Source organism: Comamonas sp. Z3 (genome assembly GCF_008121565.1).
Lineage (GTDB): Bacteria > Pseudomonadota > Gammaproteobacteria > Burkholderiales > Burkholderiaceae_C > Comamonas > Comamonas brasiliensis.
In genome coordinates, this window is the sequence record NZ_VOQU01000002.1 from 50449 (window position 1) to 65458 (window position 15010).

Annotated in this window: 11 protein-coding genes; 7 read left to right on the forward strand and 4 right to left on the reverse strand. The window is 65.5% G+C overall.

What is annotated here, in order from left to right:
• Positions 1–354 precede the first annotated feature (354 nt).
• The 4 genes from FSY59_RS04955 to FSY59_RS04970 form a co-directional block, all read right to left on the reverse strand.
• Positions 355–870, reverse strand: coding sequence for a TRAP transporter small permease (locus FSY59_RS04955; RefSeq protein ID WP_148728607.1), 516 nt, complete (start codon positions 868–870; stop codon positions 355–357).
• Between the two features lie 201 nt (positions 871–1071).
• Positions 1072–2058, reverse strand: coding sequence for a TRAP transporter substrate-binding protein (locus FSY59_RS04960; protein ID WP_003059037.1), 987 nt, complete (start codon positions 2056–2058; stop codon positions 1072–1074).
• A gap of 251 nt (positions 2059–2309) precedes the next feature.
• Positions 2310–3110, reverse strand: coding sequence for an HAD-IIB family hydrolase (locus tag FSY59_RS04965; protein WP_043370762.1), 801 nt, complete (start codon positions 3108–3110; stop codon positions 2310–2312).
• A gap of 155 nt (positions 3111–3265) precedes the next feature.
• Positions 3266–4894 (reverse strand): peptide chain release factor 3, encoded by a 1629-nt coding sequence (locus FSY59_RS04970; protein ID WP_043370764.1) that lies wholly within the window; start codon positions 4892–4894, stop codon positions 3266–3268.
• A 265-nt stretch (positions 4895–5159) separates the two neighbouring features.
• On the opposite strand from FSY59_RS04970, the gene FSY59_RS04975 reads away from it, so the two are divergent.
• The 7 genes from FSY59_RS04975 (at position 5160) to FSY59_RS05005 (ending at position 14995) form a co-directional block, all read left to right on the forward strand.
• Positions 5160–6434: an MFS transporter gene (locus FSY59_RS04975; RefSeq protein WP_148728608.1), complete on the forward strand. Its 1275-nt coding sequence runs from the start codon at positions 5160–5162 to the stop codon at positions 6432–6434.
• Between the two features lie 108 nt (positions 6435–6542).
• Positions 6543–6638 (forward strand): K(+)-transporting ATPase subunit F, encoded by a 96-nt coding sequence (gene kdpF, locus FSY59_RS04980; RefSeq protein WP_003059029.1) that lies wholly within the window; start codon positions 6543–6545, stop codon positions 6636–6638.
• Positions 6639–6753: 115 nt separating this feature from the next.
• Positions 6754–8460, forward strand: a complete 1707-nt coding sequence (gene kdpA, locus FSY59_RS04985; protein WP_003059025.1) for a potassium-transporting ATPase subunit KdpA — start codon at positions 6754–6756, stop codon at positions 8458–8460.
• Positions 8461–8524: 64 nt separating this feature from the next.
• Positions 8525–9238 (forward strand): K(+)-transporting ATPase subunit C, encoded by a 714-nt coding sequence (kdpC, locus tag FSY59_RS04990; RefSeq protein ID WP_003059023.1) that lies wholly within the window; start codon positions 8525–8527, stop codon positions 9236–9238.
• A 3-nt stretch (positions 9239–9241) separates the two neighbouring features.
• Positions 9242–11332 (forward strand): potassium-transporting ATPase subunit KdpB, encoded by a 2091-nt coding sequence (gene kdpB, locus FSY59_RS04995; protein ID WP_148728609.1) that lies wholly within the window; start codon positions 9242–9244, stop codon positions 11330–11332.
• An 85-nt stretch (positions 11333–11417) separates the two neighbouring features.
• Positions 11418–12272 carry a TorF family putative porin gene (locus FSY59_RS05000; protein ID WP_148728610.1) on the forward strand — a complete coding sequence of 285 codons (855 nt, stop codon included), beginning with the start codon at positions 11418–11420 and terminating at the stop codon, positions 12270–12272.
• A 29-nt stretch (positions 12273–12301) separates the two neighbouring features.
• Positions 12302–14995, forward strand: coding sequence for a sensor histidine kinase KdpD (locus FSY59_RS05005; RefSeq protein ID WP_148728611.1), 2694 nt, complete (start codon positions 12302–12304; stop codon positions 14993–14995).
• Positions 14996–15010 lie beyond the last annotated feature (15 nt).

The window sequence follows — 15010 nt, forward strand, 5'->3', positions numbered from 1 at the left end:
TCAGATTCGCGGCGCAATGCATAAAACTGGGCTGACCCAGGCCAGGGACAGCGAGCAAGGGCCGCCCCGCAGCTAGGCTGTCGTCCCCCTTCCAGGGGGAAGGCGCGCAGCGACCTTGATTCGCGGCGCAACGCATAAAACTGGCCTGACCCAAGCCAGGGACAGCGAGCAAGGGCCGCCCCGCAGCGAGGCTGTCGTCCCCCTTCCAGGGGGAAGGCGCGCAGCGACTCAGATTCGTGGCGCAATGCATAAAACTGGGCTGACCCAGGCCAGGGACAGCGAGCAAGGGCCGCCCCGCAGCTAGGCTGTCGTCCCCCTTCCAGGGGGAAGGCGCGCAGCGACTCAGGGGGTGTTTCATATAGACGCTGCGGCATCCGCATCCATTTCATCCGACTCTGCGTAGCTGCCTGCGGTGATGTAGCCGCGTGCGATGAACAGCAGATGGATCAGCATCAGCACAAAGCCCACAGGCATGGCGCCGTAGATATAGGAGATCGGAATGTCCGTGGCCGCCGTGGTCTGAAAGCGTGTGGCGTACACATACTGCGACGAGGTCACGGTCATCACGACAAAGAAGACCGCCAGGATCAGCACGACAAAGCCGCGCATGGCCTGCGCCTTGCGGGTGCTCACGCTGCGGTGCAGATTGTCGATGGCCACATGGCCGCCAAAGCGCAGCACCAGGCCGGAGCCCAGAAAAGTGACCCAGATCATCATGTGGCGGGCCACTTCTTCGGCCCAGACGATGGAGTCGCCCGTGGTGTAGCGCAGCACCACATTGGCAAAAACGATGCAGGCCATGGCCAGCAGCAGCAAGATCAGCAGCCAGCGATTGCCGGCCACGAGAGTGCGTTCGATACGATCAAGCATAGGAATGGGGGTGAGCAGAGGCAGCGGCGAAGCCTGCCGCAAGAGCCGGCTGCGTCACGGAGTTGAAGGCTGCGTCATCATCGGCGGGAATTGGCGCAAGTCCATTCGTGCTGACCGCAGCCGGGCAAGGACCTGCCTTGCCCAGGAGTGAGAAAAATGCATGGACCAGCCTCAGCGGAGGCCGTCCCATGGTGCCGTTGCTTACTTGACGGCGGTGATGGAGTCCAGCGTCTTCTGGCCGAACTTCTTGGCGTATTCCTTGTAGGCGGGCTCCAGCGCGGTGCGGAAGGCGGCCTGATCGACCTTCTCGACGACCTTCATGCCGTTGGCCTTGGCTTCTTCAACGCCCTTCTTCTCCACGTTGTCCACAAAGGCGCGCGAGGCAAGCGCCCCCTTCTTGGCGGCTTCCGTGAAGGCGGTCTTCTGGGCGGCATTCAGCGATCCCCAGAACGAGGGCGACACGATCAGGGCCATGGGGGCGTAGACGTGGGAGGTCAGGGTCAGGTGCTTTTGCACTTGCCACAGCTTGGCGGACACCAGCACGGAGATGGGGTTCTCCTGGCCGTCGATCGTGCCTTGCTGCAGCGCACCGATGACTTCGGGCCAGGACATGGGGGTGGGCGAGGCACCCAGGGTGCGGAAGGCCGTGATGTGCACGGGGTTCTCGGTCACGCGGATCTTCAGGCCCTTGAGGTCAGCCACGCCATTGACGGCATGCTTGTTGTTGCTCAGGTGGCGAAAGCCCTGCTCGCCCCAGGCCAGCGCGATCAGGCCGCGCTTCTGGAACTTGGCCAGCAGGTCCTGACCGAAGGCACCGTCCATCACGGCTCGTGCGTGCTGGGTGTCGCGGAACAGGAAGGGGATGTCCACCACGCCCACATCGGGCACGAAGTTGCTCAGGGCGCCGGTGGAGACGATGGCGGCTTCCACGGTGCCCAGCTGCAGACCTTCGATCAGCTCACGCTCGCCACCCAGGGCGGAGGCGGGGAACTGCTTGAACTTGTAGGCACCATTGGTGCCTTTTTCCACGCCTTCGGCCCAGGCGTTGGCGGCAGCGCCGTAGTGGGAGTTGACGGCCAGCGCATAGCCGATCTTGACTTCCTTGCCCTGGGCAAATGCAGTGCCTGCGGTCAGGGCGGCTGTTGCTGCCACGGCCGTGGCGACGAAGGTGCGGCGAATCATGCGCATGGTGTTGGTCTCTCAGAAATGTTTTGAAATGAATCAAAAATTGTAGTGAGTGCCAACCGTGGGTTTTTACGCATCCGGGGGTCGTCTTGTACGGGTGGGTGCATCGTGTTTGGCGATGGATGGGCGTCAAAAAAGGCCTCTGTGCCGACAAGCACGGAGGCCTTTGAAAATGAGAGCTGCTTGCGCTTGTTCTAAAACGATTTCAGATCGTTTTGATATTGAAATCGTTAAGCAATAAGCGGTTACAGCTACTATTTTTGCTGAGCCAGCAACTGATCGGCAAGCTGCACAAAGCCGTCGCCGCGCTCGGCCGTGGTCACATAGCGCGGCAGATGCCTGAGCTGGGGCACGAAGCGCGCGATATTGGCCACGCCCACGCTGTGGGGCATGTGCTCGAACATCTGCTGGTCGTTGGTCGAGTCGCCGATATACACCCAGCGCGCCAGCGTGGCGTCCAGATCGATGTCGAACAGCTCGCGCGTGATCCAGCGCGCACCTTCGAGCTTGTTGTGCTCGCCGAACCAGCCGTTGATGTGGATGGAGCTGACGGTGGCATTCATGCCGGCCGCCTTCATGATGGCCACGCATTCATCGATCTGTGCCTGGGGCAGGTTCGTGAATTCGCTGTGATCCACGGCGATATCGCATTCGCGGCCGGCCGAGTCCGTGGCGCGTTTGGCGCCGGGCACGGTGGCCTCGATCTGCTCGAGCACCTGCTGCATGCGGGCAAAGTTGCGGGCGCGCTCGTCGGCCGCTTGCTGGTAGAGCTTGTCCAGGCCGCCCTGGGCATTGCGGCGCAGGGCCACGGCACCGTTCTCGGCCACGATGGCGTCCACGGGCCAGGCCGATGCAAACGGCACGCTCCAGCCGACGGGGCGGCCGGTGATGGGCACCACTTTCAGGCCCGCATCCTTGAGGCGCGCAATGGCGGCCACCACATGCTCGGGCACCACGCCGTCGGTGGTCAGCGTGTCGTCGATATCGGTCAGCACGCCCAGCAGCTTGGCAGGTGTCTGCAGCTCAGACAAAGGACGCAGAAATTCTTGGCTCACAACAAACTCTCAATGCATTGCAAAAGACGCTTGAACCTGGCGCGGCCCATCGGCGGGACGCCGAACAAGGGCCGCCCCTTACGCTCAGGGCGTCGTCCCCCTGCGGCGAAGCCAGAGAGGGGGAAGGCGCGAAGCGCCTCAGGGGGTGATCGCGCTCAGTTCGCTGAGCCCAGTGCCAGGCCCGCATGCTCGCGCAGCGGGTGGAAATGAATCTTGGGGAAACGCTCCTGGGCCAGGCGCACGTCATAGGGGCTGGTGCACAGATAGGCCAGGGTGTCGGCCGCATCATGCGCCAGACGCATGGGGTAGGCGTTCTCGAACTCGCGCAGCTCGGCGGGCGAGTCGGCCGTGATCCAGCGCGCACCGGTGTACTGGCAGCCTTCCAGGCGGACGTCGCAGTCGTACTCGGTCTTGAGGCGGTGCTGCACCACTTCGAACTGCAGCTGACCCACGGCGCCCAGCAGCATGTTGCCGCCGACATCGGGCTTGAAGACCTGAATCGCGCCTTCCTCGCCCAGCTGCATCAGGCCTTGCTGCAGCTGCTTGGTGCGCAGCGGGTTTTTGAGCACCACGGTCATGAACATTTCGGGCGCGAAGAAGGGCAGGCCGGTGAACTGCAGATTGGGGCCATCGGTGATGGAGTCGCCCAGCTGCACGCCGCCGTGAATCGTGAAGCCGATGATGTCGCCCGCATAGGCTTCGTCGACGGCTTCGCGGCGCTGCGACATGAAGGTCACCACGGATGTGGGGCGCAGTTCCTTGCCGGTGCGCTGCACCTTCATCTTCATGCCAGGGGTGTACTTGCCGCTGGCCACGCGCACGAAGGCGATGCGGTCACGGTGATTGGCATCCATGTTCGCCTGCACCTTGAACACCACGCCTGCGAAGGTCTTGTCTTCGGGGTTGATGGTGACTTCTTCGCGCTGGCGGTTCACTTCGGTGAAGGCAACGCGCGGGCCGGGCGGGGGCGACATGTCGACCACGGCGTTCAGCACTTCCATCACACCGAAGTTGTTCACGCCGGAGCCGAAGAACACGGGGGTCAGCTTGCCGTCCAGAAACGCCTGGTGGTCCCATTCGGCCGATGCGCCCTGGGCCAGTTCCATGCTCTCGATGGCATCGTCGTAGGCCTGGCCGAAACGGGCACGCAGTCTGTCGACTTCCGTCAGCGCAATGACTTCGAAGTCTTCGGGGCGCTTTTCGCTGCCGGCGGCAAACACCGTCATGCTCTGCGTCTGCAGATTGATGATGCCGCCGAAGCTCTTGCCCTGACCCACGGGCCAGGTGATGGGGCAGCAGGGCATGCCCAGTTCGCGCTCGACTTCGTCCATGATGTCCAGCGGGTCGCGCACTTCCCGGTCGAACTTGTTGACGAAGGAGATGATGGGCGTGTTGCGCTGGCGGCAGACCTCGATCAGGCGGCGGGTCTGCGATTCAACGCCGTTGGCCGCGTCGATCACCATCAGCGCAGAGTCCACGGCCGTCAGCACGCGGTAGGTATCTTCCGAGAAGTCCTTGTGGCCGGGAGTGTCGAGCAGGTTGATCACATGGTCGCGGTAGCTCATCTGCATCACCGACGAGGCCACCGAGATGCCGCGCTGCTTCTCGATTTCCATCCAGTCGGAGGTGGCGTGGCGCGAGGCCTTGCGGCCCTTGACGGCGCCGGCAATCTGGATCGCGCCCGAGAACAGCAGCAGCTTTTCGGTCAGCGTGGTCTTACCCGCGTCCGGGTGGGAGATGATGGCGAACGTACGACGGCGCCGGGTTTCTGGGGCGTATGACACAGTATTGAGAGCTGTAAATACAGCCGGAGAACGCCGGCTGTGACAACAAAAGGTGCAGCGGTCCGTTTGCCGCACCAGGCCCGCACCCATGCAGGGCAGACCTGTGAATAAGTCTTGAGGGCGCTTATTTTAACGGCAGGGCCAATTCTTGGAGCCGCTGCGGAAATGCGGGCCGGTCGACGCCATTGCCCAAGGCCGCTGGCTCCGGCAACTGGCAGATGCACAGCACAATAGGGGCCTTGTTTCCGGCCCTCATTTTTCCCTCATGAACAGCGCCCCGCAGGATGTGAATACCTCCTTACCTAACCAGTCTCCTGCCACTGCAGCTCCGGTATGGATCAAGCGCGGCACACCCGAGTACTGGCGGGTCAGCGTGGCGCTGTTCCTGGCGGGGTTTGCCACCTTCTCCCTGCTGTACTGCGTGCAGCCGCTGCTGCCGGAGCTGGTCCACAGCTTTGCCATCAGTCCGGCCCAGAGCGCTCTGGCACTGTCGGTCTCCACGGCCTGCCTGGCCGGATCCATCGTGCTGGCTGGGGCCTTGTCCGAGGGGCTGGGGCGGCGCAAGCTGATGTTCATCTCCATGGCCCTGGCGGCGCTGTGCAATCTGCTGGCTTCATTCATGCCGCAATGGCATGCGCTGCTGGCCGCGCGCGCGCTGGAAGGCTTGTTGCTGGGCGGCGTGCCCGCCGTGGCCATGGCCTATCTGTCCGAGGAGATCGATCCGCCCGGCCTGGGCTTTGCCATGGGCCTGTATGTGGGCGGCACGGCGCTGGGCGGCATGCTGGGCCGGGTCGGCATGAGCGCCATGACCGAGTTCTGGGGCTGGCGCCACGCCATGGCGGTGCTTTCGGTGCTCGATCTGCTGGCCGCCCTGGGTTTTGTCTGGCTGTTGCCCCATTCGCGCAACTTCATCAAGAAGACCGGGCTGGGCGCCAGATACCACCTGCAGGCCTGGGGTCGGCATCTGCACCACCCGGGCCTGCCGCTGCTGTTCCTGATCGCCTTCGGCCTGATGGGCGTGTTTGTCAGCATCTACAACTATGCCGGCTTTCTGCTCAGTGCATCGCCCTATGGTCTGAGCCAGTTGCAGATCAGCCATATCTTCTACGCCTATCTGCTGGGCACGGCGGCGTCGCCGATTGCCGGGGGGCTGGCCGACCGGCTGGGTCGCGGGCCGGTGCTGGTCGCGGGCACTTTGCTGATGGCCGTGGGCGTGGTGCTGACCCTGTTGCCGCCGCTGGCCGCCATCGTGACCGGCATGGTCCTGCTGACGGCCGGCTTCTTTGTCGCGCATTCGGTGGCCAGCGGCTGGGTGGGGCGGCTGGCCACCCAGTCCAAAGGCCATGCCTCGTCGCTATACCTCTGGGGCTACTACATGGGCTCCAGCGTGCTGGGGGCCGGGGCGGGCTGGTTCTGGTCGCGCTGGGGCTGGACGGGCGTGGGCTCCGTGGCCCTGGCCGTGCTGGCGCTGGTCATCGTGCTGGCCCTGCGCGTGCAGTGGCTGGCCAAGGTAGCAGCCGCGAACCGGGCCGCGTCTTGATGCCGTCTTGATATCGGCAAGCCCAATCTCTACCCGTTCTTGACGGGCGAATTCCTACAGTTCCTCCATCGCAATCAAGCCGCGTGAACGGCTTGCGGGAGGAATGAAATGAGCATCACCTGGATCGAAGCCCTGGCCGCCCTGACGGCGCTGGGGCTGTTTGCCTATTTGGGCTATGCGCTGCTGCGCCCCGAGAAATTCTGAAGGGGGCGCCATGCAAGTGCTGCAAGACCTTGTTTTTGTGAGTCTGACCGTGGTCTGCTTTGTCGGACTGCTGGGCTTTGTGCGCGCCCTGGCGCGTATCTGAAAGGGGTGGATCATGTGGCTACCCTGGATGGAATTCGCGGCCGTGCTGACGGCGGCGACCTTGCTGACGATTCCCATGGGCCAATGGCTGGCTCGCTGCTTTACCAGCGAGCACCACGGCTGGCTGGAGCGCCTGAGCTACCGTGCCATGGGCGTGAACCCGCAGGAGCGCATGGGCTGGCAGCGCTATGGCGCAGCCCTGGTGCTGAGCAATGCGCTGATGATGCTGCTGGGCTACGGGCTGCTGCGCCTGCAGGGCGCCCTGCCGCTGAATCCGCTGGAGATTGCGGCGCAGGCGCCCGACCTGGCTTTCAACACCGCCGCCTCCTTCATCACCAACACCAACTGGCAGGCCTACTCGGGTGAGAACAGCCTGAGCAATGCAACGCAGATGGTGGTCATCACCTTTCTGATGTTTGCCGGTGCCACCACAGGTGTCGCTGCCGGTGCCGGCTTTGTGCGCGGACTGGCACGATCCAGTAGCAAGGATGTCGGCAACTTCTGGGTCGACTTCGTGCGCGTGTTCTGGCGCGTGCTGCTGCCGCTGTCCTTCATCATGGCCCTGGTCTATGTCTGGCAGGGCATTCCGCAGACCCTGCATGCCGAAGCCGTGGCGACGACGCTCGAAGGAGGCCGTCAGCAGCTGCTGATGGGGCCGGTGGCCAGCCTGGAAAGCATCAAGCATCTGGGCACCAACGGCGGCGGATTCTTTGCCATGAATGCGGCCCATCCCTTCGAGAACCCGACGCCGCTGACCAATCTGCTGCACATCCTCTCGATGCTGCTGATTCCTGCGGGCATGACCTACGCCTTCGGCTCCATGCTGCTGCGTCGCAAGCAGGGCTGGGTGCTGTTTGCAGCCTGCATGGTGATGTTCGTCGGCTTTCTGAGCCTGGTGTTCGTGGCCGAGCAGAACGGCAGCCAGCTGCTGGCGCGCTCTGGAGCCGATCAGCAGTACAGCCTGACCCAGAGCGGCGGCAATATGGAAGGCAAGGAGCTGCGCTTCGGCATTGCCGATACGGCCTTGTTCGTGGCGACCACCACCGCGGCCACCACGGGCTCGGTCAATGCCATGCATGATTCGCTGACCCCGCTGGGCGGCATCACACCGCTGGCCCAGATGATGCTCAACTGCGTCTTCGGCGGCGACGGCGTGGGGCTGATCAATCTGATTCAGTACGCCATCCTCACGGTGTTTCTGGCCGGCATGATGATAGGCCGCACGCCGGAATTCCTGGGCAAGAAGATCGAGGTGCGCGAGATCAAGCTGGTCATGCTCGCAGTGCTGGTGCCGCCGGCCTGCATTCTGGGATTCACGGCGCTGGCCGCGCTCTGGCCCGATGCCGTTGCCAGTCTCAACAACCGCGGCCCGCACGGCTTCTCGGAGATCCTCTACGCCTATGCATCGGCCACTGCCAACAACGGATCGGCCTTTGCCGGGCTGAACGCCAACACCCCGTTCTTCAACACCACCACGGGTCTGGCCATGCTGGCGGGACGCTTTCTGACGCTGCTGCCCATGCTGGCCGTGGCCGGCAGCCTGGCGGCCAAGGCCACCGTGCCCGCAGGGCCGGGAACATTCCCCACGGCCACACCGCTGTTCATGGGCCTGCTGGTGTTCGTGGTGCTGGTGGTGGGCGGTCTCACCTTTCTGCCGGCACTGGCCCTGGGTCCCGTGATCGAGCAGCTGCAAATGCTGGTGGGTCAGCTCTACGCCTGACGCCTTCTTCCAAGTGATGCCAATGGTCTGCAGTCCTTTTGCGGCTGCAGACCGGGGAGCAAACATGAAAACATCGACTCAAACTCTTTGCACCTCGGTGCAGCCCGGCCATGCAACAACGCAGCCCGAGGCGCAAGCCGCTTCCTGGCCCCGGCTGCTGGGCTCCAGCGTGCGTGCCGCCTTGCTGGTGATGGTGGTCTCGGGCATTGCCTATCCCCTGCTGACCACGGGCGTAGCACAGGCGCTGTTTCCCCATGCGGCCAATGGCAGCCTGATCGAGCGCGAGGGCTTGATCGTGGGCTCGGCCCTGATCGGCCAGCAGTTCACCGGGCCACAGTATTTCCACGGTCGGCCCAGCGCCACCATGGCGCCGGATCCGAACCAGGAGGGTGCAAGCCTTGCCGCTGCCTACAACGCAGGGCTTTCCGGTGCCAGCAACCAGGGGGCGACGCACAAGGACCTGTCCGAAGCCGTGGCGCAGCGTGTCGCCCAGTACCGCGCCGATAACGACATGGCCGCAGATCTGGCGGTGCCGGTGGATGCGGTCACCGCCTCCGCCTCGGGCCTGGACCCGCATATCTCGCTGGCCAATGCCAGGCTGCAGCTGCCGCGCGTGGCACAGGCGCGCCAGCTGCCCGAGGCCAGGCTTGTGGAACTGATGGACAGGGCCACCGAACCGCGCAGCCTGGGCCTGCTGGGCGAGCCGCGCGTGAACGTGTTGCAACTCAATCTGGCGCTGGATGCCTTGCAGCCCGCCAACAGCGCCGCGAAGGAGTAAGCCATGAGCGCAAGAAAAATGACGGCAGGCCGCAGCCTGCTTGACGCCGCGCTGGTGAAGTCGGCGCTCTGGGATGCGCTGCGCAAGCTCTCGCCACGCACGCAGTGGGCCAACCCGGTGATGTTTGTGGTGTATCTGGGTGCGATCCTGAGCAGTCTCTTGTGGTGGCAGAGCCTGATGGAGCCGGGCAGCGAGAACAGCGGCTTTGTGCTGGCGATTGCGCTGTGGCTGTGGTTCACCGTGCTGTTTGCCAACTTTGCCGAGGCCCTGGCCGAGGGCCGCAGCCGCGCGCAGGCCGCCAGCCTGCGCGGCATGAAGCGCGATACCGTGGCCAAGCTGCTGCAGCAGCCGCATTTCGGCAGCTCCTGGATTCCCATGCGCGCCAGCGAGCTGCGCAAGGGGGTGGTCATCTTCGTCGAGGCCGGTGACACGATTGCACTCGACGGCACGGTGATCGAGGGCGTGGCGTCGGTGGACGAAAGCGCGATCACCGGCGAATCCGCTCCCGTGATCCGCGAGGCCGGCGGCGACTTCTCGTCGGTGACTGGCGGCACGCGCGTGCTGTCGGACTGGCTGGTGGTGGAGGTCACGGTCAACCCCGGCGAGTCGTTTCTGGATCGCATGATCTCCATGGTCGAGTCGGCCAAGCGCCAGAAGACCCCGAACGAGATGGCGCTGACGATCTTGCTCGTGGGTCTGACGCTGGTCTTTCTGCTGGTCATCGTCACGCTGTGGCCGTTCTCGGTCTTTGCGGTGACGCAGGCCGGCACCGGCTCGGTGGTCGGCATCGCCGTGCTGATTGCGCTGCTGGTCTGCCTGATTCCGACCACCATCGGCGGCCTGCTGTCGGCCATCGGCGTGGCCGGCATGAGCCGCATGATGCAGGCCAACGTCATCGCCACCTCAGGGCGGGCCGTGGAGGCTGCCGGCGATGTGGACGTGCTGCTGCTGGACAAGACCGGCACCATCACCCTGGGCAACCGCCAGGCCTGCGACTTCCTGCCGGCGCCGGGAACGAGCGCCGCGCAGCTGGCCGAAGCGGCCCAGCTGTCCTCGCTGGCCGATGAAACCCCCGAAGGCCGCAGTGTGGTGGCGCTGGCCAGGGAGCGCCATGGCCTGCCCGAGCGCAGCAGCGCCGATTTCCCGGGCGAGTTCGTGCCCTTTACCGCACAGACGCGCATGAGTGGGGTCGATCTGCAGGGCGCTCAAGGCCTGCGCAGCTTGCGCAAGGGCGCTGCCGATGCTGTGCGCCGGCATGTCGAGGCGCTGGGCGGCAGCTTCCCGGCCCAGGTGCAACTGTCCGTGGATAACGTCTCGCGCAAGGGCAGCACGCCGCTGGTGGTGGCCGATGGCGCCAAGGTGCTGGGCGTGATCGAGCTCAAGGACATCGTCAAGCCAGGCATGCGTGAGCGCTTTGCCGAGCTGCGCCGCATGGGCATAAAGACGGTGATGGTGACGGGCGACAACCCGCTGACGGCGGCCGCCATTGCCGCCGAGGCCGGGGTGGACGATTACCTGGCCGAAGCCAGGCCCGAGGACAAGCTGCAGCTGATCCGCTCGCACCAGGCGGCCGGTCGTCTGGTGGCCATGACGGGGGACGGCACCAACGATGCGCCGGCCCTGGCCCAGGCCGATGTGGCCGTGGCCATGAACAGCGGCACCCAGGCCGCCAAGGAAGCCGGCAACATGGTCGATCTCGACTCCAACCCCACCAAGCTGATCGAGGTGGTGGAGACCGGCAAGCAGATGCTGATGACGCGCGGGGCCTTGACCACCTTCAGCATTGCCAACGATGTGGCCAAGTATTTCGCCATCATTCCGGCCGCCTTTGTGGGTACCTATCCGCAGCTGGCCTCGCTCAACGTGATGCAGCTGCACAGCGCGGATTCCGCCATCCTGAGCGCCGTGATCTTCAACGCGCTGATCATCATCGCCCTGGTGCCGCTGGCCTTGCGCGGCGTGCAGTACCGCGCCGTGGGCGCCGCCATATTGCTGCGCCGCAACCTGCTGATCTACGGCCTGGGCGGGCTGATCGTGCCGTTTGTGGGCATCAAGCTCATCGACCTGCTGTTGACCGCGCTCCATCTGGTCTGAGCCTTTTGCCTTTCGGGGCTCCTCCGGGCTGCCTGGCTGCCGAGAAACGTGCAGCCGGGGCCGCCCTGTCTCTTTCGCATTTCCTATGTCTCAATCTCCCGTGAAGAAATTTCTGGCCGGACCCTTCCTGGCCGTGGCAAGCGCCTTGCTGCTGATGGCTGCTTCCGGCGCCACCCCCGCCAGGGCCCAGACTCCTGCCGACGAGGCTACCGACAAGCCGCCCGTCACCGGTTCGCTCGGCCTGCTCAGCGACTATCGCTTTCGCGGCATTTCGCAAACCTGGCAGGGGGCGGCCGTGCAGGGTGGTGTGGAGCTGGCCCTGCCGCGCGGCTGGTATCTGGGCACTTCGCTGTCCAATGTCTCGACCCACAGCTACGGCCGGGGCCAGGGGCTGGAGCACGATATCTACGGCGGCTGGCGCGGCGATGTGGCGCCCGGCTGGCAGCTCGACGCCGGGCTGCTGCACTACCGATACCCCGGCGCGAGGCTGATGGCCGATGACGGCACTGCCAGGCGCTTTGACACCACCGAGCTCTACCTGGGCGCAGCGCATGGCGGCTTCAGCGCGAAGTGGTCTGTGGCGCTGACGCCTTATTTCGGGCTGGGAGAGAGCACGGCGGCTTCAGCCTTCGCGTCGGCGCTGCGCCCATCGGGCAGCAGCCGAGGCAGCCAGTATCTGGATCTGAACTATCAGCATCCGCTGGCCGATATCGCCACCCTGGGTCTGCATGGCGGCTATACCTGGGTGCGCAATTACAGCGATGTTTCCTATGCCGACTGGCGGCTCTCGCTGTCCAGGAGCTGGGGCGCGTGGACGGCCTCGCTGGCCTATGTCGGCACCTCGGCCGATGCCCGCTTCTACAGTGCTGCCAACGGCCTGGGCCAGTGGCGGGATCTGGGGCGCAGCGGCTGGTTGCTCGGACTGAGTGCCGCATTCTGAGCGGGTTTGAGTGATACGCTGATCGTCCGATGCCTTCATCCACCAACACCTCCGCCGCGTCGCGCCCCGATCCCGACGCACTGCTCGCCCAGTTGCAGGCCGACAGCCAGCGCGCCCATCGTGGCAAGCTGCGCATCTACTTCGGCTCCAACGCCGGGGTGGGCAAGACCTATGCCATGCTGGCGGCCGCGCAGCGCGAGCGCCAGGCCGGGCGCAGCGTGCTGGTGGGGCTGGTGGAAACTCACGGCCGTGCCGAGACCGAGCAGCAGCTGCATGACCTGGAGCTGCTGCCGCGGCGTCAGCTGGTCTACCAGGGCCGGCAACTGGACGAGTTCGATCTGGATGCGGCACTGGCGCGGCGCCCGGAAGTGCTGCTGCTCGACGAGCTGGCGCACAGCAATGTGAGCGGCTCGCGCCATCCCAAGCGCTGGCAGGATGTGCAGGAGCTGCTGGAAGCGGGAATCGAGGTGTGGACCACGCTCAACGTCCAGCATCTGGAAAGCCTCAACGATGTGGTGGGCGGCATCGTGGGCATACAGGTCCACGAGACCGTGCCCGACCATCTGTTTGACGATGCCGACGAGGTCATCGTGGTCGACATCCCCCCCGAGGAGCTGCTCAAGCGCCTCAAGGCGGGCAAGGTCTATCCGCTGGAGCAGGCCGAAAGGGCCTCGCGCAATTTCTTCCGCCAGGGCAATTTGCTGGCGCTGCGCGAGCTGGCCTTGCGCCGCACGGCAGACCGGGTCGATGAGGACATGCGCGACTATCGCCGCGAGCGTGCCATCGACGATGTCTGGCCGACGCGCGAGCGCCTGCTGGTGGGCGTGGGCGGGCGCGCCGGCGACGATGCCCTGGTGCGCCAGGTGGCACGACTGGCGAGAAGGCTGGAGGCCGACTGGGTGGTGGTCTATGTGGATGCGCCCGAGCGCCAGCATCGGCCCCGTGCGGCCCAGGAAGCCGTGCTCAGGACTTTGGCGCTGGCCGCGCGTCTGGGGGCGGAAACGGCCACCATTCCCGGCGCCCAAGTGGCCCAGGCCCTGGTGGATTTTGCGCGTGAGCGCAATGCCAGCCATCTGGTGCTGGCACGGGTGCATGAACCTTTGAGTCGCTGGCTGCGCTGGCGCTCCCCCAGCCTGTCCGAGCAGATTGCCGCGCTCGATCCCGGCCTGGACGTGCTGCTGCTGTCCGTCAAGCAGAGCAACAATGAAAGCGCCTTGCGCTTGCCGGCAGCGCGTGAACAGACCATTCCATGGAAGGGCTATGTGGGCGTGACCCTGGCCTGCCTGGCCGCCACGGCGGTGGCGGAGCTGCTGCTGCGGGTCTTCGATCCGGCCAATGTGGTCATGCTGTTCCTGCTGGTGGTGGTGCTGTCCGCCGTGCGCTGGGGACGGGGCCCTGGTGCCTGGGCGGCCCTGCTGTCGGTGCTGCTGTTCGACTTCTACTTTGTGCCGCCGCGCAACTCCTTCAGCGTCAACGATACCCAGTATCTGTTCACCTTCAGTCTGATGCTGGGCGTGGCCCTGGTCTGCGGCCAGCTCACGGCGCGGCTGCGCCACGAGGCGCGCGTGGCCGCAGAGCGTGAGAGGCGGGCCGGCGCGCTGGCCAGGCTGGCGCGCGATCTGTCCGGTGCGCTGACGCAGGAGCAGGTCACGCGCATTGCGCTGACCACCATGTCAGGCGTCTTCGACGCCCAGACCGGGCTGCTGGTGCCCGATGCCGACGAGCAGCTGCAGCTGGCGCAGGGCAGCGAGGGTCCGATCGATACCAGCGTGGGCCGCTGGAGCATGGAGCATGGCCAGATGGCCGGCTACGGCACCGATACCCTGGCCGCCGCGCCGGCGCTGTATGTGCCGCTGATGGCGCCCGTGCGCTCGCGCGGCGTGCTGGTGCTGCAGCTGCGCGCGCCGCAGAAACTGCGGGTGCCCGAGGAGCGCCGCCTGCTCGATGCCTGTGCCAGCCAGATCGCACTGGCGCTGGAGCGCGTGCATTTTGTGGAAGTGGCGCAGCAGACCCAGATTGCCATGGAGGGCGAGCGCATGCGCAACACCTTGCTCTCGGCCGTCTCGCACGATCTGCGCACGCCGCTGACGGGCATTCTGGGAGCCGCCCAGGCGGCCTTGCCGCATGCGCCCCAGGGGCCTGCGCATCACATGCTGCTGCAGATTCGCAATCAGGCCCAGGCGCTGCAGCAGCTGGTGGACAACCTGCTGGCCATGGCACGCCTGCAGCAGGGCGGCGTGCAGCTCAAGCGCGAATGGCTGCCGGTGGACGAGCTGGTCGGCAGTGCGCTGGCGCAGATGCGCGAGCGACTGGCAGCTCATGTGCTGCAGACCTCGCTGCCGGCCGATCTGCCCTTGCTGCAGCTCGATGCCGTGCTCATGGAGCGGGTGCTGGTCAATCTGCTGGACAACGCCATCAAATACACGCCCGAGGGCACGAGCATCATCGTGGCCGCGCGCGTGCTGGGCAGCGACTGCGTGCTGAGCGTGCAGGATGCCGGGCCGGGCCTGCCGGTGCATCTGCCTGTCGAGCAGTTGTTCGAACCCTTTACCCGCGGGCAGGCGGAGAGCGCCGTGTTCGGCATGGGGCTCGGGCTGGCGCTGGCGCAGCGCATCGTGCAGGCCCATGGCGGCCGATTGCAGGTGGCACAGGCAGAGCCCGGGCCGGGCACCGTCTTCAGCATCTCGCTGCCCGTGCCCGAGCAGCCGGCCATGGACGAATGAGCCGACAATCCCGTG